Below are 21,854 nucleotides of genomic sequence, written 5' to 3'. Positions count from 1 at the left end.
TTCAGATTAAATGCCCCGATGATGCAAGCCATTCTTCTTTGCGGCGGGTCGGGCACACGTCTTTGGCCACTGTCGCGCAAATGCTACCCCAAGCAGTTTGCCAAACTGATGGGCGACGAAAGTCTGTTCCAGATCTCTGCCCGTCGCCTGTCCGGCCCCGAATTTGCCGCTCCGATCATTGTGACTGGGGACCCTTTTCGGTTCATCGTGACCGAACAACTGGCGCAGGTCGAGATGACGGCGCAGGCGATCTTGATTGAACCTGACGGGCGCAATACCGCCCCTGCAATCCTCGCCGCCGCACTATACGTCGCACAAACTGATCCGCAGGCGCTGATGCTGGTGGCCCCGTCGGACCATGTGATCCCCGACAGTGATGCCTTTGCCCAGACGGTGCAGGCGGCCGTTCCGCGGGCGCAGGCCGGTGACCTGGTCACATTCGGCATCACGCCCACGCGGGCCGAAACGGGCTATGGCTATCTGGAGCTTGCCGAGGATGCAGACGCCACAGCCAAATCCCCGCAACCCCTTACGCGCTTTATCGAAAAGCCGGACGGCCCGACAGCGACCGCGATGCTGGAGGCAGGGAATTTCCTGTGGAATGCAGGCATTTTTCTGTTTACCGCGCAGGCGATCATTGATGCCTACCACACCCACACCCACGCCCCCGACCTGATCAGCGCTGTCACCGCAGCGCTCGACGGGGCGGATTCGGATTTGGGGTTTACCCGTCTCGAGGCAGAGACGTGGGGCCAAGCCCTTGATATCTCTGTCGATTATGCGATCATGGAAAAGGCAGATAACCTGGCGGTGATGCCTTTCGCCGCGGGCTGGTCCGACTTGGGCGGTTGGGATGCCGTCTGGCTGGAAAGCGGGCCGGACGCGGCGGGGAATGTCTGTTCCGACAATGCCACGGCGATTGACTGCGCGGGCACCCTGCTGCGGTCGGAAACCGACGGGTTGCAGCTGGTGGGCATCGGGCTGGACAACATCATCGCCGTCGCCATGGGCGATGCGGTGCTGGTCGCGGACAAATCGCAGGCGCAGCGGGTGAAGGAAGCCGTTGATGCGCTCAAGAAACGTGATGCCAGCCAAGCGGTGCAACTGCCGCGCGATTACCGGCCTTGGGGGTGGTACGAAAGCCTTGTGATCGGCGGACGGTTTCAGGTGAAACGCATCGTTGTGAACCCCGGTGCCGCGCTCAGCCTGCAAAGCCATCATCACCGGTCGGAACACTGGATCGTGGTCGAAGGCACCGCGAAAGTGACCGTGGACGAGACGGTGAAACTGATCAGCGAGAACCAGTCGGTCTACATCCCGCTCGGGTCCGTTCACAGGATGGAGAACCCGGGAAAGCTGCCCATGGTGCTGATCGAGGTCCAGACCGGCAGCTATTTCGGCGAAGATGACATTATCCGCTACGAAGATGTATATGCACGCGGATAGGCGGCTGGCCTAAAGGGGTCTGGGCGTCGGCAAAAGCACCCCGCTATGCGCGGGATGCTTTCATTCTAGTGGTGGTCGATCAGCTGCGGGACAGGACGCTGTTAGGGCGCGCCTTGGCCAGGCCGCTGGTGATAAAGCCTGCAAGCACTGCTTTGATCAGGTCGCCGGGGATGAACACGGTGACAAGGGCAGCGGATTCAAGCAACGATTTGTCCAACGCGATCGACAGGCCAATGATCCCGAAGATGTAAAGCACGACAATCCCGCCGATGACCGAGGCGACGGCTGCAACGAGGGTCAGCGATGGCCCGTACCATTTTTCCACGATCAGGCCGGTGACAAAAGCCGCCACGGGAAAGCCGATCAAAAAGCCCGACGACGGCAGCATGAACGCACCAAGCCCGCCGTTTCCACCCGCCAGAAGCGGCAGGCCAAGGGCAACCAGCAGCAAGAAGAGCAATACCGCCAGCGCGCCGCGTTTGGCCCCCAGCACGGTCCCGCAGAGCATGATACCAAGGCTTTGCGCCGTGATCGGCACGCCAAAGCCAAGCGTGAATTTCGGGATCAACGCAAGCGCTGCAATCAGGGCAGCAAACAGCGCGACGAGGGTCAGGTTACGTTCCATTGGAGAGGTCCTTTGCGTAAATTTGACAGCATGTATCCCCGCGATCCCGCAATTAAGCAAGCGTCGTGATCGTGACCAAAGGTCAGGTCTGCATTATGCAACCGGCGCGGCACTCGCCAGCAGCGCAGACACGTCCAGATGTGTTTCCATGTGGTCGGCTAGCGCATCGAGCGTGTCTTCGACGGTCTGACTGTAGGAGGTCGGACCCGCAGCCAAACCCAGCTGTTGTAACCACGCGCTCCGGAACGCGTCATTCGTAAACAGCCCATGCAGATAGGTACCGCTGATCTTGCCGTCGCGCGACCCTGCCCCGTCTGGCACACCGTTGATGCGCGAGAACGGGGTGGTGCAATCGGGCCCCACGGTCTGGCCGATGTGGATTTCATAGCCGTCGATCTGCGTGGCGGTCGCGGTGTGGTCTGCGGTGACGCGGGTCAGGGTCTTGTCCGGTGCCATGCGGGTTTCGACATCCAGCAGGCCCAGCCCCTCTTCACGACCTGCCGGCCCCTCAAAGCCCTGCGGATCCTCGATAAACCGGCCCAGCATCTGGTAGCCGCCGCAAATTCCCAACACCGCGCCGCCGCGCCGCACATGGGCATATAGGTCGATGTCCCACCCTTGAGCGCGCAGAAACGCGAGATCGCCGCGGGTGGATTTCGTGCCCGGCAGGATCACCAGATCGGCGTCGGCAGGCAGCGGCGTACCGGGGGGCACCATGGTCAAGCGCACCGACGGCTCTGCCGCAAGCGGGTCAAGGTCGTCGAAATTGGCGATGCGCGACAGCATCGGGCAGACGATGTGGAAACCGCCCGCCGATGGGGCACGCGACAGGTCCACCGCGTCTTCGGCGGGCAGCAGATGTGCATTGGCGAACCATGGCAGGGTGCCAAAACCGGTCCAGCCGGTGCGGCGTTCAATCTCGCGGTATCCCTCGTCGAACAGGCTGACATCGCCGCGAAACTTGTTGACCAGAAAGCCGGTGATCATCGCTGCATCTTCCGGGTCCATGACCACCTGCGTGCCGACGATCTGGGCGATGACGCCGCCACGATTGATATCGCCGGCCAGCACGACAGGCACGCCTGCGGCGCGGGCAAAGCCCATGTTGGCAAGGTCGTTCTGGCGCAGGTTCGTTTCAGCCGGGCTGCCCGCCCCTTCGACGATAATTAAATCGGCGCTTTGTCCGAGGATACCGAAACTTTCGAGCACGGGGGCCATCAGCCCTGCGCGCGCCTTGCTGAAATCGCGCGCTTGCAGGGTGCTGTGGCGGTGTCCCTGCACGATCACCTGTGACCCGCTGTCGGTTTCAGGTTTCAGCAAAATGGGGTTCATATGCACCGATAGGGGCCGTCCGCAGGCAATCGCTTGCAAGGCCTGGGCGCGGCCAATCTCTCCGCCATCGTCGGTGACGGCGGCGTTGTTCGACATGTTCTGCGGCTTGAACGGCGCAACAGAGAGACCGCGGCGCGTCGCGGCGCGGCACAGCCCTGCCACCAGCATGGATTTCCCCACATTGGACCCGGTGCCCTGGATCATGATAGCGCGGGTGGGCATGGCGGAACCTCATGTTTTTCTTGCAGCCCTTGGTGTCAGTCTGCGATGATCCCGTCAAGCATCCGCAGCGCGCCGGCACGGGGGGGCGGTCGCGGTAAAATCCGCGCAAAGCGGGTTTGGCCCCCGCGTTATGACAGCCGCTGCTTGACAGAGGCGGGCAAATGACCAATGCAGGGCGTATGTTGGTTCCTGTCCCAGACAGGCGAAGAGGGAACGCGATACGCATTGATCCAGCCTTGGGTCAGCGCCAAGCGCAGCCGCCCCCGCGACCGTGACCGGAGAGACCTTTCAACCACTGGCCCGATGGCTGGGAAGGTGAAAAGTTGCAAGGCAAGCTGCCTTAGATCCGCAAGCCGGGAGACCTGCCAGCATAGTTTGTAACGGGCGAACGGGGTGTTTCGCGACTGGCCTAGAACGCTGTTCGCATGTCGTTCGCTGCTGGCGATCCCCCTTGGCCCATCGACGTATGAGGCAAGATATGACCACCACGGATCAACCGGTCACCGTCACCATCTGCACCACCTGCCGCGCAGGTCAGATCACCCCCGAGGACGCGCCGCGCCCCGGCCAACAGCTGTTTGACGCGCTGTCGGGGCAACTGCCTGACGGTGTGCAACTGCGCGGTGCCGAATGTCTGTCGGCCTGTTCGCGGGGCTGTTCGATGGTTCTGTCGGGCGGTCCGTCACGCTGGACCTATGTGTACGGCGATCTCGACACCGACGCCCATTTGTCCGACATCGTGAACGGCGTCTCCGCCTATGCCCAGACCACCGACGGCGTGGTACCCTGGCGTGAACGCCCCGTGGTTTTCCGCAAACAATCCATTGCTCGCATTCCCCCACAGGAGCCTACCGAATGACCAACCTTACCAAAATTCCCGTTACCGTGATCACCGGTTTTCTGGGTGCCGGCAAAACCACCTTTATCCGTCACCTGATGGAAAATGCGGGCTCCAAGCGTCTGGCCGTGCTGGTCAATGAATTCGGCACCGCCGGTGTGGATGGCGATATCCTGAAATCCTGCGCGATCGACAACTGCCCCGCCGAGAACATCGTCGAGCTGGCGAACGGCTGCATCTGCTGCACCGTGGCCGATGACTTTATCCCCACGATCGAGGCGTTGATGGCTTTGCCGCAAACGCCGGATCACATCCTGATCGAAACCTCCGGCCTTGCGCTGCCCAAACCCTTGCTCAAGGCGTTTGACTGGCCCGCAATCCGGTCACGCATCACCGTGGACGGCGTGATCACCCTTGCCGATGCAGAAGCCGTGGCGAGCGGGCAGTTCGCCCCCGATCTGGATGCCATCGCTGCGCAGCGCGACGCGGATGACAGTCTGGATCACGAAACGCCGCTGTCCGAAGTCTTTGAGGACCAGATTGCCTGCGCCGATATCGTGCTGCTGTCCAAGGCCGATCTGGCGGGCCCCGAAGGCGTAGAAGCCGCGCGCAAGGTGATCGAGGCCCACGCGCCGCGCAAGCTGCCGATCATTCCGATGACCGAAGGCGTGATTGACCCGCGCGTTGTACTGGGGCTCGAAGCCGCCGCCGAGGATGACATCGACGCACGCCCCAGCCACCACGACGGGCATGATGACCACGAGCATGACGATTTCGAAAGCGTTGTGATCGACATGGGCGAAGTCGCCGATGTCGCCACGCTTGAGGCCGCCGTGCTGCGGCTGGCGCGCGAACAGAAAATCCTGCGCGTCAAAGGCTATATCGCTGTGCAGGACAAACCGATGCGTCTGTTGGTGCAGGCCGTGGGCGAACGGGTACGCAGCCAGTTCGACCGCCCTTGGGGGGACACGCCGCGCCGCAGCCAGCTGGTCGTGATCGCAGAGCATGATCACGTGAACGAAGCCGCGATCCGCGCGGTGCTAGAGGGCTAAACTGCCATGCATGTCGTCTTTCGCGAAAGCCACGGACTGGATCAAAGCGACCTGCCCCAAGACTTGGGGCAGACGCCGGCGGATCTGGTTGTGCTGTCCTTTTCAGACAGTGATCTGGGGGCTTTCGCGGCGGGCTGGCATCGGGCCGAAGGCGGGCTGCCGTCTTTGCGGCTGGCCAATCTGGTGGCGCTGAAACATCCGTTGTCGGTCGATACCTATGCCGAACAGACCCTTGCGGGGGCCAAGGCGGTTTTGGTGCGGCTGATCGGGGGCGAAAGCTATTGGCCTTACGGGCTTGCCACCCTGCAAGATATGGCGCGCAAACAGCAGATCGCGCTGGCGGTGCTGCCTGCGGACGGCCAACCCGACCCACGGCTCGACGCGCTGTCGACGCTCCCCCATTCGACGTTAAGACGCTTGCAACATCTGTGCGATACGGGCGGGGCGGTGGCTGCGCAGGCGGCACTGGCGCAATTGTCGCTGGCCGCAGGGCTTTATGCGGGGCCGGCCAAAGGGGCCAAAACCGTACCCGAAGCAGGGTTTTACCAGCCCCACACAGGCGTGATCCCCGCGCCGGAACCATCCGACAAGCCCCGCGCCATTGTGACATTCTACCGGTCCTATTTAACGGCGGCTGATACCGATCCTGTGGATGCGCTGATCACGGCGCTGGAGGCGCGCGGTTTTGACGCCATTGGGTTGTTTGCACCCAGCCTCAAGGGTGACACAGCGCCGTGGATCGCGCAGCAGATTGCCCGGCTTGATCCGGCGGTGATCGTGAACGCCACCGCCTTTTCCGCCCAGCGCGGGCCGGACCAGCCTTCGGTTCTGGGGGCAAGCGATTGCCCCGTGGTGCAGGTCGCCCTGTCCACCGCGCGGCGGCGCGATTGGGCGGGATCAGAGCGGGGACTGTCGCCCACCGATCTGGCGATGCATGTCGTGTTGCCCGAGGTGGATGGCCGTCTGTTTGGCGGCGTCGTCAGCTTTAAACAACCCGGCAAACGGGACGAGGCGTTGCAATACAGCCGTTTCGCACACCGCGCCGATGCAGCGCGTGTGAATTTCATTGCGGATCGGGTGCTGTGTTTGCACCAGCTGCGCGTGCAGGACAATGCGGCAAAGTCCATTGGGGTCGTGCTGTCGACCTACCCCGGCAAGGACTGGAACATGGCCCATGCGCTTGGGTTAGATGCGCTGGCGTCCCTGCGCGAAATGACAGCGCAGTTGGCGGTGCAGGGATATGACGTCGATGCCCATGCGCTGGCCGATACGCAAACTGTGGCCAGCCGTCTGGGCACCGAAACCATCCGTTGGCCGCTGGAGGATTACAAAGCCGCCCTTGCCAAGCTGCCGCAGGTGCTGCGCAATGACCTGACCGAAAGCTGGGGCGCGCCGCAGGACGATCCGCTGTTTCACGACGGGGCGTTCTGCTTTCCGGCGCTGCGCAGTGGCAAGCTGCTGGTTGCCCTACAACCCGAACGCGGCACTTTGGCCGAACGGGACGACGACTATCACGATCTGAGCCGCACGCCGCGTACGGGCTATGTCGCGTTCTATCTGTGGCTACAGCAACAGGCCGATGCGATGGTGCATGTCGGTGCGCATGGCACGCTGGAATGGCTGCCGGGCAAATCCGTCGCCCTGTCAGAGGTATGTTGGCCCGAGGCGCTGATTGGTCCGATGCCGGTGATTTATCCTTTCATCGTCAACGACCCCGGCGAGGCCGCGCAGGCCAAGCGCCGCATCGGGGCCGTCACCGTGGGGCATATGCCACCGCCGCTCGTGGCGTCGAAACTGCCCGAAGACTTTGGCCGGTTGGAACGGTTGCTCGACGAATATTCTACCGCAGACGGGCTCGACCCCGCGCGGCGCGACCGGCTGATCGCTGATATCCGCACCGAAGCGCAGGGCCGCGGCGTAGAGCAGGACCTAGGTCTTGATGCCAGTGCCAGCGCGGCAGAGGCGTTGACCCGCATCGACCGCTTTGTCTGCGACATCAAGGAAACGCAATACGGTGACGGGCTGCATGTATTTGGTGCAGGCGATCATGGCGCGAGCGAGATCGACGGGCTGATCGCGGCCTTGTCTGCGCGGTTCGTGCCCCCCGGCCCTTCGGGATCGCCCTATCGCGGGCGCAGCGATGTGCGGCCCACGGGGCGCAACCTGTTCACTACCGATCCGCGTGCTGTACCGTCGCGGGCGGCCTATACCCAAGGGGTGAAGCTCGCCGAGGAACTGCTGCGCAAGCATTTGCAGGATCACGGCGACTGGCCCAAGGGGTTGGTCATGGACATGTGGGGCTCTGCCACCATCCGCACCGCGGGCGAGGAATTTGCCATGGCGCTGCATCTGGCCGGTCTGTCGCCCCGCTGGGATGACGGCAGCGACCGCGTCAGCGGGTTCGACATTCTGCCGCTCGCTTTGCTGAACCGCCCGCGCATTGACGTGACCCTGCGGGTGTCGGGGCTGTTCCGCGATATGTTCCCCGGACTGGCACAGCTGTTCGAGGCGGCGATTGCCAAGCTGGCCGAACGCCCCGAAAGCGCTGCCGATAATCCCTATCTGATCCAGACCCCGCGTGTCTTTGGCCCGCGCCCGGGAACCTATGGGTTGGGGATCGGTGCCGTGATGGACGAGTATTCGGACGACGCACGCGCAGCGGCGGGAGAGGCCTGGCTGGCCGCGTCGTCCTATGCGATCGACGCCCGCGGAGAGATCACCTATGCCCGCGACGCGCTCGAGGCGCAGCTGACGCGGGCCGATAGTTTCGTACACCTGCAAGACCTGCCCGAAACCGATCTGCTGATGGCCGAGGATTACGCCGCACACGAGGCCGGCTTTGCCGCCGCGATGCAGCGTTTGGGCAAGGGGGGTGCTGCCGCGCTGTATCATCTGGACGCCACCCGCCCCGACCAGCCCCGTGCCCGCACCCTGACCGAGGAACTCGCCCGCGTCGTGCGCGCCCGTGCCGCCAACCCTGATTGGGCCACCGGCATGATGGCGCATGGCTTTCGCGGTGCCGCCGAGATCGCGGCGACGCTGGATCACCTTGCCGCCTTTGCGCATCTGGCGGGCGTTGTGCCGGACCACCTGTTCGACCTGATGTTTGATGCCACGCTGGGGCGCGATGATCTGATCGACTTTATGCAAAATGCCAATCCGCAGGCGCTTGCCGCGTTGCGCGCGCGGTTTGATGCGTTGCACCGTGCGGGGCTTTGGTCATCGCGCCGCAACTCTGTCCTCGCCGAATTGGGAAGCCCCGCATGAGCGCGCTGCAAGTCTTTGGCTGGTGCCCCGGTGCGCTGCGGCCGATGATGTCGGGGGACGGGCTAGTGGTGCGGCTGCGTGTGCCGATGGGGCGGTTAAGCCCTGACCAGATATGCCGCGTTGCTGCGCTGGCGCGCGCCCATGGCAACGGCATGATCGATCTGTCCGCCCGCGCGAACCTGCAACTGCGCGGGGTGACAACCGATAGCCATGCTGCGCTGATCGATGGGTTGCGCGCGATTGGCCTTGTCGATCATGATCTGGCTGCCGAAGTACGGCGCAATATCACCATCACGCCGTTCTGGCAGGCCGGTGATGACAGCCACCGCGTGGCACAATCACTTGGCGCGGCACTTGCTGCTGCGGATGCGCCCGACCTGCCGAACAAGTTCGGCTTTGCTATCGATTGCGGCAATCAACCTGTGCTGACGGACACCTCTGCCGATATCCGCATCGAACGCAGCGCCGCGGGCCTGATCTGCCGTGCGGACTGGGCCAAGATGGGCCAGCAAGTGACTGTGGATACGGCGGTAGATGCCGCACTGGCGCTGGCGCGATGGTTTCTGAACACCGGCGGTGTGACCGAGGGGCGCGGGCGCATGGCGGCACATATCGCCACGCAAGGCGCACCCGAGGCGGCTGATACGCCGCCCTTGCCCGCCGTTGCACCGCCAGAACCGAGTGTGACCGCCCATGGCACGCTGATCGGGTTTGCCTTTGGCCAGACCACGGCAGAGAGCTTTGCGCAGCTCGCAGACCTTGGCCCGCTGCGGCTGACGCCGTGGCGCATGGTGCTGATCGAAGGGCCCGCGATCACGGAGCCGCTGCCCGATTTCATCACCGCCCCCCATGATCCGCGCCGCCGTGTACAGGTCTGCACCGGTGCCCCCGGCTGCCGTCAGGCGTTGTCGGACACACGCCATGCGGCCCAAGCCATCGCCGCGCATCTGTCGCCAGACAGCGACGATACGATCCATATCTCGGGCTGTGCCAAAGGCTGCGCCCACCCCGCCCCTGCCCCCGTCACGCTGACCGCCAGCCACGACGGGCATTTCACCCTTATCCGCCACGGGCGCGCAGGCGATCCGCCGCAAAGCGCGCCGCTGACAGTGACCCAAATTCAAGACAGGAGGCTTTGAGTGCCCCACACCTACGAGACCAACGGTGCCGCGATCTATCTGGAGAGCTTTGCCACCATCCGCGCCGAGGCCGATCTGGCCCGCTTTACCCCTGACGAGGAGCGTGTGGCCGTGCGCATGATCCACGCCGCCGGTCTGGTCGGGCTGGAAAAGCACGTACAGTTTTCTGAAAATATGGCGCAGATTGCGCGGGCGGCGCTGGCAGACGGCGCGCCGATCCTGTGTGATGCGCATATGGTCTCCGAAGGGATCACACGCACGCGTTTGCCCGCCGACAACCAGATCATCTGCACCCTGCGCGACCCGCGTGTGCCGGACATGGCGCAGCAGATGGGCAACACGCGCTCTGCCGCAGCGCTGGAACTGTGGCGGCCGCATCTGGCGGGCGCTTTGGTGGCCATCGGCAACGCGCCGACGGCGCTGTTTCACCTGCTCAATATGCTCGAAGACCCCGACTGTCCGCGCCCTGCCGCCATCATCGGTTGCCCCGTGGGGTTTGTCGGTGCGGCTGAATCCAAAGACGCGCTGATGCAGGATTTGCCGGTGCCGTCGATGATTGTGCAGGGGCGTTTGGGCGGTTCTGCGATTACAGTGGCGGCGGTGAACGCGCTGGCCACGTGGAAGGAATAACGATGGGCAAGGTCATTTGCATCGGGCTTGGCCCCGGCGACCCCGAATTGATGAGCGTCAAAGCGCACCGTTTGCTGACCGGCGCGCATCACGTCGCGTTTTTCCGCAAACCCGGGCGGCGCGGGCAGGCCCGCACCATCGTGGACGGCATCATGGCAGAGACGGCGGTGGAACACGCGATGGAGTATCCCGTCACCACGGAAATCCATTTCAGCGATCCCGAATACAACCGTCTGCTGTCGGCCTTCTACGACGATTGGGCTGACCGTTTGACCGACCTCGCGCAGACCGAAGATGTGATCGTGCTGTGCGAAGGGGATCCGTTTTTTTACGGGTCGTTCATGCATCTGCACAGCCGCCTTCAGGGCCGCGCCGAGGTCGAAATCGTGCCTGGTATCACCGGCATGTCGGGCTGCTGGACGGCCACGGGGCATCCGATCACTTGGGGCGATGATGTGCTGACGGTGCTGATGGCGACGCTGAGCGAGGATGAGCTGGCCACACGTGCCGCCAACACCGATGCGCTGGTCGTGATGAAGATCGGACGCAACCTCGACAAACTTAAACGCGCGTTGACCAAGGCGGGCCGTTTGCAGGACGCGTGGCTGGTGGAAAAAGGCACGATGGCAGGCCAGACGGTGCAAAAGCTGACGGATGTCCCCGCCGAAGTGCCCTATTTCTCGATCGCGATTGTGCATGGACAGGGGCGCCGCCCATGACCGGTTGGGTCCGCGTCGTTGGCCTTGGCCCCGGTGACGAGGCGCTGGTAACACCCGAGGTGCGTGCCACCGTGGACGAAGCGACCGATATCGTCGGCTATATCCCGTATGTGCGCCGGATCACGCCGCGGGACGGGCTGACCCAGCATGAAAGCGACAACCGTGTAGAGCTGGACCGCGCCGCCCATGCGCTTGAGATGGCGGCAGCGGGGCACCGTGTGGTGGTGGTCTCTTCGGGCGATCCGGGGGTGTTTGCCATGGCCTCTGCCCTGTTCGAGGCGCTGGAGAAAGGTCCGAAGGACTGGCTGGCGACCGACATTCGCATCCTGCCCGGCATCACCGCGATGCTGGCGGCGGCGGCACGACTTGGGGCACCGCTCGGGCATGATTTCTGCGCGATCAACCTGTCAGATAACCTGAAGCCTTGGTCGCTGATCGAAAAGCGGTTGCGGCTGGCAGGCGAAGCGGGCTTTGCCATGGCGTTCTACAACCCGCGCTCGGCCTCGCGTCCGCATCAGTTCGCCACTGCCCTAGAGATTTTGCGCGAGGCCTGCGGGCCAGAGACCTTGATCTCTTTCGCGCGAAACGTGAGCCATCCCGACGAGACCTTGCGCACCGTCACGCTGGCCGAAGCGACGCCAGAGATGGCCGATATGCGCACGGTTGTGATCGTGGGCAACGCCGATACCCGCCGCGTCGGGACACATATTTACACGCCACGGTCTGCCGAATGATCGAGCCACGCCAAGATATCGTCGAGCTGCGCAAAGCTCGTGCGGGCTGGCACTGCGGGGCGCTGGATCATCAGCACGCGCAGCCCCAGTTCGCGCGCGGCGATGAGCTTGGCCTCTGCCCCCGTGCCGCCGGCGTTCTTGGCGATGATCAGCTCGGTCCCGTGGTCGCGCAGCAGGGCGATGTCTCCGGCCACGTCGAACGGCCCTCGGGCGAGAGTTACGGTCGTGTGTGGCAGGGGCAGCGGCGCGTCGGGCTGGTCCACCAGCCGCAGCAGATAGTGGTGTTGGGGATGGTCGGCAAAGACGGGCAACGCCTGCTTGCCGATGGCCAAAAAGACCCGCGTCGGGGTCTGCGGCAAGGATGCGGCGGCGGCTTCGATATCGGGCAGATGGGTCCAGGTGTCGGCGGCGGTCTCGCGCCACGGGGCACGCTCAAACGCGGCCAGCGGGATACCGGCCTGCGTGCAGGCGGCATGGGCGTTGCGGCTCATCTGTGCGGCGAAAGGATGGGTCGCGTCGATTATGCGGGTGATGTTATCTTGCGCGATGAAATCGAGCAATCCGGTCACGCCACCAAAGCCACCAACGCGGGTGGGCAACGGCTGCACCACGGGGGCCGCCGTGCGTCCGGCATAGCTGAACAGCGCATCATCGCCACGTTGGGCCAGAGCGCGCGCGAGGCTGGATGCCTCTGTCGTGCCGCCAAGAATGAGGGTGCGCGTCATGGGTGATCCTGTTGCTGCGTGGGTGACCCTGATTGGTCTGGGCGAAGATGGCCTTGGGGCGTTGACGGATGCAAGCCGAAAGGCGCTGGCCGAGGCGGAGCTGATCTTTGGCGGGCCGCGGCATCTCAGCTTATGCGACGCAGGCGCGCGGGGGCGTGAATGGCCGCTGCCGTTCAGCGTGGAACCGGTGCTAGAGCATCGCGGGAGCGCTGTTGTCGTGCTGGCCTCGGGCGATCCGTTCTGGCACGGCGTGGGCGGTACGCTGGCGCAGGTGCTGGACCCGTCGGAATGGCGCTGCTTTCCCGCGCCGTCCTGCATGACGCTCGCCGCCGCGCGGCTTGGTTGGCGGTTGGAGGAGGTCACGACCATGGGCCTGCACGCTGCCCCGTTCGAGGTGTTGCTGCCCCATCTGGCCGAAGGCGCGCGGTTGATCTGCACGCTGCGCGACGGTGCTGCCCCTGCGGCGCTGGCTGAGTATTTAACAGAGCAGGGTTTGGGCGCGTCCCGCCTGACGGTGATGGAAGCGCTTGGCGGTCCGCGCGAAGTTCTGCGCGAGGCCGATGCCGCGACGTTTGACTTGGGCGGCATCGCCGCCCCTGTGGTGGTGGCGATCGCGGTGTCGGGTGGCGCAGGATTAAGCCACGCACCGGGTCGGCCCGAGGGGCTTTTTGCCCACGACAGCCAGATTACCAAATCGCCGATGCGCGCGCTGACACTGGCCGCCCTTGCGCCACGTGCGCGAGAGCTGTTGTGGGATGTGGGGGCGGGGTCCGGCTCTGTCTCTGTTGAATGGTGTCTCGCCGCTCCTGCTGCGCAGTCTATCGCCATAGAGCCGCGCGAAAGCCGGTGCGAAAATATCATCGAGAACAACCGCCGGTTTGGTCTGGCGGACCGGATGCGCTGCGTGCATGGCACGGCCCCCTATGCGCTGGCCGATCTGCCCCTGCCCGCTGCTGTCTTTCTGGGAGGCGGCGCGACCGAGGATGTGTTGCAGGCGATCTGGGACAGGATCACGCCGGGCACGCGGCTGGTGGCCAATGCCGTCGCCCTTGAGACGCAAGCCTTGCTCATCCGCTGGCACGGGATGCACGGCGGGCAATTGCTGCGGATCGATCTGGCGCAGGCCGCGCCCTTGGGGACGATGCAGGGCTGGCAGCCAAGCCGCCCGCAACTGCAATGGAGCGTGACCCGATGATCGTTGCAGGCATAGGGATGCGGGCAAACGCGACCGAGGCGGATGTACACGCTGCACTGGCGCTGACGCGGCGCACGCCGGACACGCTGGCGACGCTGGCGATCAAGGTGACACCGGCGCTGCGACGCTTTGCCGACAGTATGGGGTTACCGCTGATAGAACTGTCGGAAGCCGATATTGCGGATATCCCGACATGTACCGTTTCGCCGCGCATTCAGGCGCGGTTCGGGACAGGATCACTTGCCGAGGCCGCCGCATTGCGCGTCGCCGGTCGCGGTGCCAAATTGACGACCTTGCGTGTGACCAGCCCCAATGGCATGGCCACCGCAGCTATCGCGGAAGGAATTGCCCCATGACTGTTCACTTTATCGGCGCGGGCCCTGGTGCCCCTGATCTGCTGACCCTGCGGGGGCGCGACCTGATCGCGGCCTGTCCTGTCTGCCTTTATGCCGGATCACTGGTCCCGTCAGAACTGTTGGCGTACTGCCCAGCCGACGCGAAAATTGTGAACACGGCGTCGCTGTCGTTGGATGATATCATGGCAGAGATCAAAACCGCCGATGATGCCGGTCACGACGTTGCGCGGTTGCATTCGGGCGATCTGTCGGTGTGGTCTGCCATGGGCGAACAGCTGCGCCGGTTGCGCGACTTGGATATCAATTACGACATCACCCCCGGCGTGCCTGCCTTTGCCGCTGCTGCCGCCGCGTTGGGCACTGAATTGACGCTGCCCGGTGTCGCACAATCACTGGTGTTGACGCGCACCTCGGGGCGGGCGTCGGCCATGCCCGAAGGCGAAACGCTTGAGAATTTCGCAGCCACGGGCGCGACGCTGGCGATCCACCTGTCGGTACATGTGCTGGACGATGTGGTCGCGCGGCTGTCCCCCCACTACGGAGAGGACTGCCCTGTCGCCATCGTCTGGCGCGCAAGCTGGCCAGACCAAAAGGTGGTGCGGGCAACTTTGGGCACCGTGATCGACGCCACCGACGGCGAACGCGGGCGCACGGCGCTGATCCTTGTGGGCCGCGCCTTGACGGCAGAGGAGTTCCGCGAAAGCTGTCTGTATGCCGGCGATTATGACCGCCGTTTCCGCCCCGTGGGCACAGAGCCACGCTTTCCCGAGGGCACAGAATGATAGAGACAACGCAACTGCCAAAGGGCCTGATGATTTCGGCTCCGGCGTCGGGCACGGGCAAGACCACGTTGATGCTGGGCCTGCTAAATGCGCTCAGCCGTCGCGGTGTTGACGTGCGCCCGTTCAAAAGCGGGCCGGATTATATCGACCCCGGCTTCCACCGTGCGGCGTGCGGGCGGTCGTCGTATAATATCGACAGCTGGGCCATGGGCTCGGGCGTGCTGTGCAACCTGATCGGCACCGCGCATGGCGGAGATCTGGCGTTGATCGAAGGGTCGATGGGGCTGTTCGATGGTGTGGCGCAACCGGGGGAGACCTCTAACGGGGCGAGCGCGGATATCTCTGCCATGACGGGATGGCCGGTGGTCTTGCTGCTGGATGTATCGGGTCAGGCGCAATCGGCTGCGGCCACCGCGCTTGGGTTCAAGACGATGCGGCCTGATGTGCATGTCGCGGGTGTGGTGCTGAACAAGGTCGCCAGCCCCCGCCACGAGGCGCTGCTGCGCTTGGGGATGGAGCAGGTCGGCATCCCTGTTCTGGGCGCGCTGCCCCGTCAGGGATCGGTCGCGCTGCCGGAACGCCACCTCGGCCTCGTGCAGGCCGAAGAACAGCCAGAGCTGATGAAGCTGCTCGATGCCGCGGGCGATTTTATTGCCGAGCATATCGACCTTGATCTGATCGTTTCTGTCGCCGAGGGGCGCAGTATTCCCGACGGGCCAGACGTGTTGCCCCCGCCCCCCGGTCAACGGATCGCCTTGGCCCGGGATGCCGCGTTCTCGTTTATCTATCCGCATCTTCTGGATCACTGGAAGGCTGCGGGCGCGCAGGTTCTGCCGTTCTCGCCGCTGGCTGACGAAGCGCCTGATGACAGCGCCGACATCTGCTGGCTGCCCGGCGGCTACCCTGAATTGCACGCGGGTCGTCTTGCCGCTGCCGCGCAGTTCCGCGACGGCTTGCAACAGTTTGCCACGACGCGTCCCGTGCATGGGGAATGCGGGGGGTATATGGCGATGGGGGCCGGATTGGTCGACAAGGAAGGCGTGCGGCATCAAATGGCAGGGCTTCTGGGCCTGGAAACCAGCTATGAAAAACGCAAGATGCATTTGGGCTACCGGCTGGCCACCCTGAACGAACCCGGCCCCGGATATGACGCAGGTGCACGGTTGCGCGGTCATGAGTTCCACTATTCCACCATCCTGTCGCAGCCCGATACACCGCTGGCGCGAGTGGTCGATGCCAATGGTGCCGAAGTGCCTGAAACCGGATCGCGGCGCGGCCATGCCACGGGTACGTTCTTTCACCTGATCGCGGGGGCATCATGACGGGTTTTGTGTCTTTCGTTTCCTCTGGTCCCGGTGACCCCGAGCTGCTGACCGTCAAGGCGGTGAAGCGGTTGCAAGAGGCCGAAGTCGTGCTGTTCGACGATCTGTCGGCGGGTCCGATCCTTGAACATGTCTCGGTCGAGGCGGATTTGATCGGGGTTGGCAAACGCGCGGGCCGCCAGTCGCCGAAACAGGATCATGTCAGCCGCCTGCTGGTCGAACATGCGCTGACCGGCGCGCGGGTTGTGCGGCTCAAAAGCGGCGACGCGGGCGTGTTTGGACGGCTTGAGGAAGAGCTCACCGCGCTGAAAGAGGCCGGTGTCAGCTTTGAAATCATCCCCGGTGTGACGGCGGCGTCTTCTGCGGCGGCGGCGGCGATGATCCCGCTGACACGGCGGCTGACCGCGCGGCGGGTGCAGTTCATCACCGGCCACGGGGAATCGGGGGCTTTGCCGGACGATCTGAACATGGCGGCGCTGGCCGACCCCACAGCAACCACGGTCGTCTATATGGGCCGCCGCACCTTTGCCGGTTTCGCCGCGCGGTTGATCGAGGCTGGTCTGCCCGGATCGACCCCTGCCCTGCTGGCCGAGGCGGTATCGACCCCCGATCAAAAGCTGAGCCGGCACACTGTTGAAAGCCTTGCCAATCTGCCGCTGGATCCCGCAACGTCAGCGCCTGCTCTCATCCTATACGGACCGCTGAGCGAATAGACCGCTTGACAAAACCGGCCTGAAAATGACCACCTAATCTGGACGGTTCCCCGTGCGCTTTTGGGCAAACGGGGTGAAAAGGGAATACGGTGCGGTGCCAACGCAAAGGTGCCTAATCCGGAACTGCCCCCGCACCTGTAAGTGAAGAGCAACCCGCATTGCCACTGGGCCAATCAGCCTGGGAAGGCGCGGCGCGCATGGACGCACAAAGTCAGGAGACCTGCCGTCAAGGGGATGATCCCCGATCCAACTGGCTGCCTTTCGGGGCGGCTTTCACATCATGCCGTCGGGGAAGACGGCAAGGAGACCTGAACATGCATATCGAACCCGAAGTCGTGACCGGCGCAAAGCTGGTCCTGTCCTATGGCACCGCTGCCGGTGCTGCGGCGTATACCGCGAAAACCGCGATGGACTCTGTCCGTGAAAAAGGCGTCGTGCCTTTTGCCGGCGGGGCCATCGTTGCCACCGCGTTGACCTTTGTCTTTTTTCAACTCTTCCCGCATTTCCCCGTGGGCGTGAGCGAAGTGCACCTGATCCTTGGATCGACCCTGTTTTTGCTGTTCGGCGTGGCCCCTGCTGCTGCCGGTCTGGCGCTAGGTCTGCTGGCGCAGGGCATGTTCTTTGCCCCCATCGATCTGCCGCAATACACAATGAACGTCACCACGCTGCTGGTGCCGCTGTTCATGGTATCGGCGCTGGCCAAACGGATCATCGCGCCCAACACCGCCTATGTTGACCTGACCTATGTCCAAGCGCTGAAGCTGTCGACAGCGTTTCAGGCGGGCGTTGTGGGCTGGGTTGCGTTCTGGGCGATCTATGGTCAGGGTTTTGCCGCGAGCAACATCGCCGCTGTCGTCAGCTTTGGCGGGGCTTATATGATGGTCATCCTGATCGAGCCGCTGGTCGATCTGGCCGTGCTCGCCGCAGCCAAGACCCTGCGTGATGTTGCAGGCAGCGCAGTGTTCACCAAGCGTCTGACCCAATCCGCCGCTGAATAACCCAAGACCAGACGCGGCCCCTTCCCTTCGGGTCGCGTCACACTTCCGGAGCCATAAGATGTTTACGCTTTCACTGATCGGCATCGGGTCCGGCAACCCCAAACACCTTACCTTGCAGGCCATCGACGCGCTGAATGCCTGTGACGTGATCTTGATCCCGTCCAAGGGCGCGGGCAAGGATGATCTGGCCGGTCTACGCCACGAGATTTGCGCGCAGGTGCTGCACGCGGGCGGGCCGGATATTCATGAATTCACGCTGCCAAAACGCGACGCGGACAACCCCGACTATCAGGCCGGCGTGCACGATTGGCACGATGCCATTGCGCAGGTCTGGCTGGCCGAAATGCAGCGCGCACTGCCCCAAGGCGGGCGCGTGGGTTTTCTGGTGTGGGGCGATCCGTCGTTGTATGACAGCACGCTGCGCATTGCAGAGCGTCTGCAAAAGGTGGTGCCGCTTAGCGTCGATGTTGTGCCCGGCATCACATCGCTGCAGGTATTGACGGCGGGCCATGCGATCGCGCTGAACACCATCGGCAACCCCGTCATGATCACCACCGGACGGCAGCTGCGCGATCACGGCTGGCCCGAGGGCGTCGATACCATCGCCGTCATGCTTGACGGGACCTGCGCGTTCGAGGTGCTGCCACAGGACGGCGGTTTCCACATCTGGTGGACCGCTTATGCCGGGATGCCCAATGAGCGGCGCATCGCGGGGCCGCTGGATCAGGTCCGCGACCGGATCATAGCGACACGCGCAGAGGCCCGCGCGGCGCATGGGTGGATCATGGATATCTACCTGCTGCGCCGCTAGAGGCTTTGGCTAAAGCTCTTCGAGCCGCTGCAAGATCGGGCAATCGGGGCGATCGTCGCCGGCGCATTCATGCACCAGATGCGTCAACGTATGACGAATATCCTGCAAGTCCGCGATCTTGCTTTCGATCTGCGCCAGATGTTGCTGTGCGATGGCACGGACATCCGCGCTCGCGCGGTCCTGATTGTCCCAAAGCGCCAGCAGGTCGCGACAGTTTTCTATCGTAAACCCCAAGGTGCGTGCGCGCGCCAGAAAGGTCAGCTTATGCACGTCACTGTCACAAAAGCTGCGATAGCCGTTGGTGTCCCGCGCTGGCGTGATCAGCCCGATGTCTTCGTAATAGCGAATGGTCTTGGCAGGCAGGCCCGCGCGTTTCGACACGTCACCGATGTTCATAGACATTTCCTTTGCTTTCATTAGGCCGTTGCAGCCGCGGCGACCCACCGCAGGCGCAGCGCGTTAAACAGGACAAACACGCTTGAGAGTGCCATCGCAGCAGCGGCAAGCACCGGCGACAACAGCACACCGAACAGCGGATACAGAATGCCTGCAGCGACAGGGATCAGCAGCACGTTATATCCAAAGGCCCAGAACAGGTTCTGACGGATATTGCGCATTGTGTGCTGGCTGATGTGCAGCGCGTTGACCACACCTTGCAGATCGCCCGACATCAACACCACGTCGGCTGCTTCAATCGCGACATCGGTGCCGGTGCCAATGGCAATGCCCACGTCGACACCGGCCAGCGCGGGCGCGTCATTGATGCCATCCCCGACAAAGGCGACCTTGTGCCCTGCCTCTTGCAGCTTCTGAAGCGCTGCGACTTTGCCTTCGGGCAGGACTTCGGCGACCACAGTGTCGATCCCCAATGTGCGCGCGATTGCCTGTGCCGTTGCCTTGTTGTCACCGGTGATCATGGCGATTTTCAGCCCCGCGTCGTGCAACGCCTTGAGCGCTTTGGGTGTTGTCTCTTTGATCGGGTCGGCAACACCGATCATCGCAACCAGTTCCCCGTCAACAGCGGCGAACAGCGGCGTCTTGCCGTCGGCACCCCATGCCGCCGACCGCCCCTCTGCTGCCGCAAGAGAGACCCCTTCGAGGGTCATAAACCTGTCCGCCCCGACCAGCACGCTATGGCCTTCGACCTCGGCGCGAACGCCGTGGCCCGTCTGGGACGTAAAGGATGTGACCTGCGCCAGCGACAGCCCCTCTGCCTCGGCATGGCGGATGATCGCTGTGGCGATTGGGTGCTCTGACTTGGCCTCGACAGAGGCGACAAGACGCAAGGCATCGGACCGGGTCCAACCGTTGAAGACGTCCAGATCGGTCACCTCCGGGCGTCCGGCGGTCAGCGTCCCTGTCTTGTCGAGCGCGATGGTATCCACCTCTGCCAAGGTCTGCAGCGCATCCCCCTTGCGAAACAGCACGCCCAGCTCGGCACCTCGTCCCGTGCCGACCATGATAGAGGTCGGCGTTGCCAGCCCCATCGCACAAGGGCAGGCAATAATCAGCACGGCAACACTGGCCACCAGCGCGAACCCCAACGATGGCTGCGGCCCGACGGCCAGCCAGATAAGGAAAGTCGCTGCCGCAATCGCCATGACCGCGGGGACGAACCACATGGTGATGCGGTTGACCATATCCTGAACGGGCAGCTTCGCGCCTTGGGCATCTTCGACCATGCGAACGATTTGCGACAAGGTCGTATCCGCACCCACATGGGTCGCGCGGTAGACCAAAGCGCCAGTGCCGTTTACCGTTCCGCCGACAACGTTTGTATCCGCTTCTTTTTCCACCGGTATAGGTTCGCCAGTGATCATGCTTTCGTCCACAAACGACGTGCCGCTGGTGACGGTCCCGTCCACCGCAATCTTTTCACCCGGACGCACATGGATCAGATCCCCGACGACAATCTCGTCAATCTCTATCCCGGCCACCTGCCCGTCACGCTCTACCCGCGCGGTTTTAGGGCGCAGACCGATCAGTTTTCGAATGGCTTGGCCTGTCTGGCCCTTGGCGCGTGCTTCAAGCGTGCGCCCCAGCAGGATCAACGTGACAATCATCGCTGCGGCCTCGAAATAGACAGCCTGTGCACCAGCGGGCAGCACCTGCGGCGCAAACAACGCGACGGTCGAAAAGCCCCAAGCCGCTGTGGCACCCAGAACGACCAGCGAATTCATGTCAGGCGTGCGTTTTAACAGCGCCGGAACACCGGTGACAAAGAAGCGCCGCCCGGGCCACGCCAGCACGATGGTGGTCAGAACGAACTGGATCGACCAGCTGAGCTGCTGGCCAAGTGTGGTCATCACCCAATGATGAAACGCGGGGATCATATGCCCGCCCATTTCCAGCACAAACACCGGCAAGGTCAGCGCTGCGGCCAAAAGCGTCATGCGTTTCAGATGCGCGGCTTCTTCCATCTTGCGGTCGGGCGGTGACGTCATCGAGGCGTCTTTGACGGGGGTGGCAGGGTAGCCGGCGACTTGCGCCGCCTGCACAATTGCGGTGTCCGCGTCCGCGGTCAAAATGTGCACCACGGCTTCTTCGCGGGCCAGATTGACAGAGACGTCGACAACGCCGGGCACCGCAGCCAAGGCGCGTTCGACCCGGCCGACGCAGGACGCGCAGGACATGTTTTCGATGGCATAGCGCCGTGTTTGCACGGTGGCAGGGTACCCCGCGGTGTCCAGTGCAGCAACAACAGCCTTGGGGTCAAACCCCGATGTCACCTGCAATGCTGCCGTTTCAGAGGCAAGGTTAACGCGCGCGTCCTGCACACCATCGACACGGCCTAGCGCCGCCTCGACCCGCCCCACGCAAGAGGCGCAATTCATGCCGCTTATCTCAAAATTGATCGCAACTACATCGCCCATTCTCTGTCTCCTCAGGGTGTCTTGCCCCTCAGATAGGGATTCCAGTCAATGGAAGGTCAAGCTGTGAAGTCAAAT

Annotated in this window: 20 protein-coding genes and 2 riboswitches; of the genes, 15 read left to right on the top strand and 5 right to left on the bottom strand. The window is 63.6% G+C overall.

Going from position 1 to position 21,854, the window contains the following annotated elements; genetic code table 11:
* Positions 1 to 18: 18 nt before the first annotated feature.
* Positions 19 to 1,446: a mannose-1-phosphate guanylyltransferase/mannose-6-phosphate isomerase gene (locus E5180_RS14325; protein WP_138924974.1), complete on the top strand. Its 1,428-nt coding sequence runs from the start codon at positions 19 to 21 to the stop codon at positions 1,444 to 1,446.
* Positions 1,447 to 1,525: 79 nt separating this feature from the next.
* Here the strand turns inward: E5180_RS14325 and E5180_RS14320 are convergent, their stop codons facing one another.
* Positions 1,526 to 2,071 carry a biotin transporter BioY gene (locus E5180_RS14320; RefSeq protein ID WP_138924973.1) on the bottom strand — a complete coding sequence of 182 codons (546 nt, stop codon included), beginning with the start codon at positions 2,069 to 2,071 and terminating at the stop codon, positions 1,526 to 1,528.
* A 93-nt stretch (positions 2,072 to 2,164) separates the two neighbouring features.
* Positions 2,165 to 3,625 carry a cobyric acid synthase gene (locus tag E5180_RS14315; RefSeq protein ID WP_138924972.1) on the bottom strand — a complete coding sequence of 487 codons (1,461 nt, stop codon included), beginning with the start codon at positions 3,623 to 3,625 and terminating at the stop codon, positions 2,165 to 2,167.
* A gap of 166 nt (positions 3,626 to 3,791) precedes the next feature.
* Positions 3,792 to 4,009: riboswitch (cobalamin riboswitch) on the top strand.
* A 94-nt stretch (positions 4,010 to 4,103) separates the two neighbouring features.
* Between E5180_RS14315 and E5180_RS14310 the strand changes: the two genes are divergently transcribed.
* Genes E5180_RS14310 through cobJ form a run of 7 tightly spaced genes read left to right on the top strand, consistent with a single transcriptional unit; the run spans position 4,104 to position 12,004 of the window.
* Positions 4,104 to 4,484 carry a DUF1636 family protein gene (locus tag E5180_RS14310; protein ID WP_138924971.1) on the top strand — a complete coding sequence of 127 codons (381 nt, stop codon included), beginning with the start codon at positions 4,104 to 4,106 and terminating at the stop codon, positions 4,482 to 4,484.
* The gene (cobW, locus tag E5180_RS14305) at positions 4,481 to 5,515 is read left to right on the top strand and encodes a cobalamin biosynthesis protein CobW (RefSeq protein ID WP_138924970.1); all 1,035 of its coding nucleotides are present in this window, start codon (positions 4,481 to 4,483) and stop codon (positions 5,513 to 5,515) included. The genes E5180_RS14310 and cobW overlap by 4 nt, the downstream gene beginning before the upstream one ends.
* Before the next feature lie 6 nt (positions 5,516 to 5,521).
* Positions 5,522 to 8,782 (top strand): cobaltochelatase subunit CobN, encoded by a 3,261-nt coding sequence (gene cobN / locus E5180_RS14300; RefSeq protein ID WP_138924969.1) that lies wholly within the window; start codon positions 5,522 to 5,524, stop codon positions 8,780 to 8,782.
* Complete coding sequence (gene cobG / locus E5180_RS14295; RefSeq protein WP_138924968.1) at positions 8,779 to 9,921, top strand: precorrin-3B synthase; 1,143 nt, start codon at positions 8,779 to 8,781, stop codon at positions 9,919 to 9,921. The genes cobN and cobG overlap by 4 nt, the downstream gene beginning before the upstream one ends.
* On the top strand, positions 9,922 to 10,551 hold the full coding sequence (locus tag E5180_RS14290; protein ID WP_138924967.1) for a precorrin-8X methylmutase: 630 nt from the start codon (positions 9,922 to 9,924) through the stop codon (positions 10,549 to 10,551). It begins immediately after the preceding gene.
* A 2-nt stretch (positions 10,552 to 10,553) separates the two neighbouring features.
* A complete protein-coding gene (locus tag E5180_RS14285) occupies positions 10,554 to 11,270 on the top strand; it encodes a precorrin-2 C(20)-methyltransferase (RefSeq protein WP_138924966.1) in 717 nt (238 codons plus the stop codon).
* On the top strand, positions 11,267 to 12,004 hold the full coding sequence (gene cobJ, locus E5180_RS14280) for a precorrin-3B C(17)-methyltransferase (protein ID WP_138924965.1): 738 nt from the start codon (positions 11,267 to 11,269) through the stop codon (positions 12,002 to 12,004). The genes E5180_RS14285 and cobJ overlap by 4 nt, the downstream gene beginning before the upstream one ends.
* On the opposite strand, the gene E5180_RS14275 is transcribed toward cobJ, so the two are convergent.
* The gene (locus E5180_RS14275; protein WP_138924964.1) at positions 11,980 to 12,729 is read right to left on the bottom strand and encodes a cobalt-precorrin-6A reductase; all 750 of its coding nucleotides are present in this window, start codon (positions 12,727 to 12,729) and stop codon (positions 11,980 to 11,982) included. The genes cobJ and E5180_RS14275 overlap by 25 nt on opposite strands.
* Between E5180_RS14275 and cbiE the strand changes: the two genes are divergently transcribed.
* From cbiE to cobF, 7 genes are all read left to right on the top strand, one after another.
* Entirely contained in the window at positions 12,728 to 13,924 is a 1,197-nt protein-coding gene (gene cbiE / locus E5180_RS14270) for a precorrin-6y C5,15-methyltransferase (decarboxylating) subunit CbiE (protein ID WP_138924963.1), read from the top strand. The two genes, E5180_RS14275 and cbiE, sit on opposite strands and share 2 nt — an antisense overlap.
* Positions 13,921 to 14,280: a cobalamin biosynthesis protein gene (locus E5180_RS14265; protein ID WP_138925236.1), complete on the top strand. Its 360-nt coding sequence runs from the start codon at positions 13,921 to 13,923 to the stop codon at positions 14,278 to 14,280. The genes cbiE and E5180_RS14265 overlap by 4 nt, the downstream gene beginning before the upstream one ends.
* Positions 14,277 to 15,062 carry a precorrin-4 C(11)-methyltransferase gene (gene cobM, locus E5180_RS14260; protein ID WP_138924962.1) on the top strand — a complete coding sequence of 262 codons (786 nt, stop codon included), beginning with the start codon at positions 14,277 to 14,279 and terminating at the stop codon, positions 15,060 to 15,062. Before E5180_RS14265 ends, cobM begins: the two co-directional genes overlap by 4 nt.
* A complete protein-coding gene (locus E5180_RS14255) occupies positions 15,059 to 16,384 on the top strand; it encodes a cobyrinate a,c-diamide synthase (protein ID WP_138924961.1) in 1,326 nt (441 codons plus the stop codon). Before cobM ends, E5180_RS14255 begins: the two co-directional genes overlap by 4 nt.
* Positions 16,381 to 17,097, top strand: a complete 717-nt coding sequence (cobA, locus tag E5180_RS14250; RefSeq protein ID WP_138924960.1) for a uroporphyrinogen-III C-methyltransferase — start codon at positions 16,381 to 16,383, stop codon at positions 17,095 to 17,097. The genes E5180_RS14255 and cobA overlap by 4 nt, the downstream gene beginning before the upstream one ends.
* Positions 17,098 to 17,123: 26 nt before the next feature.
* Positions 17,124 to 17,339, top strand: a riboswitch (cobalamin riboswitch).
* 72 nt (positions 17,340 to 17,411) lie between these two features.
* On the top strand, positions 17,412 to 18,095 hold the full coding sequence (locus E5180_RS14245) for an energy-coupling factor ABC transporter permease (protein ID WP_138924959.1): 684 nt from the start codon (positions 17,412 to 17,414) through the stop codon (positions 18,093 to 18,095).
* Between the two features lie 58 nt (positions 18,096 to 18,153).
* Positions 18,154 to 18,906, top strand: coding sequence for a precorrin-6A synthase (deacetylating) (cobF, locus tag E5180_RS14240; RefSeq protein WP_138924958.1), 753 nt, complete (start codon positions 18,154 to 18,156; stop codon positions 18,904 to 18,906).
* Positions 18,907 to 18,915: 9 nt separating this feature from the next.
* On the opposite strand, the gene cueR is transcribed toward cobF, so the two are convergent.
* Entirely contained in the window at positions 18,916 to 19,302 is a 387-nt protein-coding gene (gene cueR / locus E5180_RS14235; protein WP_138924957.1) for a Cu(I)-responsive transcriptional regulator, read from the bottom strand.
* Between the two features lie 20 nt (positions 19,303 to 19,322).
* A complete protein-coding gene (locus E5180_RS14230) occupies positions 19,323 to 21,779 on the bottom strand; it encodes a heavy metal translocating P-type ATPase (protein ID WP_138924956.1) in 2,457 nt (818 codons plus the stop codon).
* Between the last annotated feature and the right edge of the window lie 75 nt (positions 21,780 to 21,854).

This window comes from Sulfitobacter sp. BSw21498, from assembly GCF_006064855.1.
GTDB lineage: Bacteria > Pseudomonadota > Alphaproteobacteria > Rhodobacterales > Rhodobacteraceae > Sulfitobacter.
The sequence above is the reverse complement of the archived record's forward strand: the minus strand, read 5'-3'. Positions and strand labels throughout refer to the sequence as shown.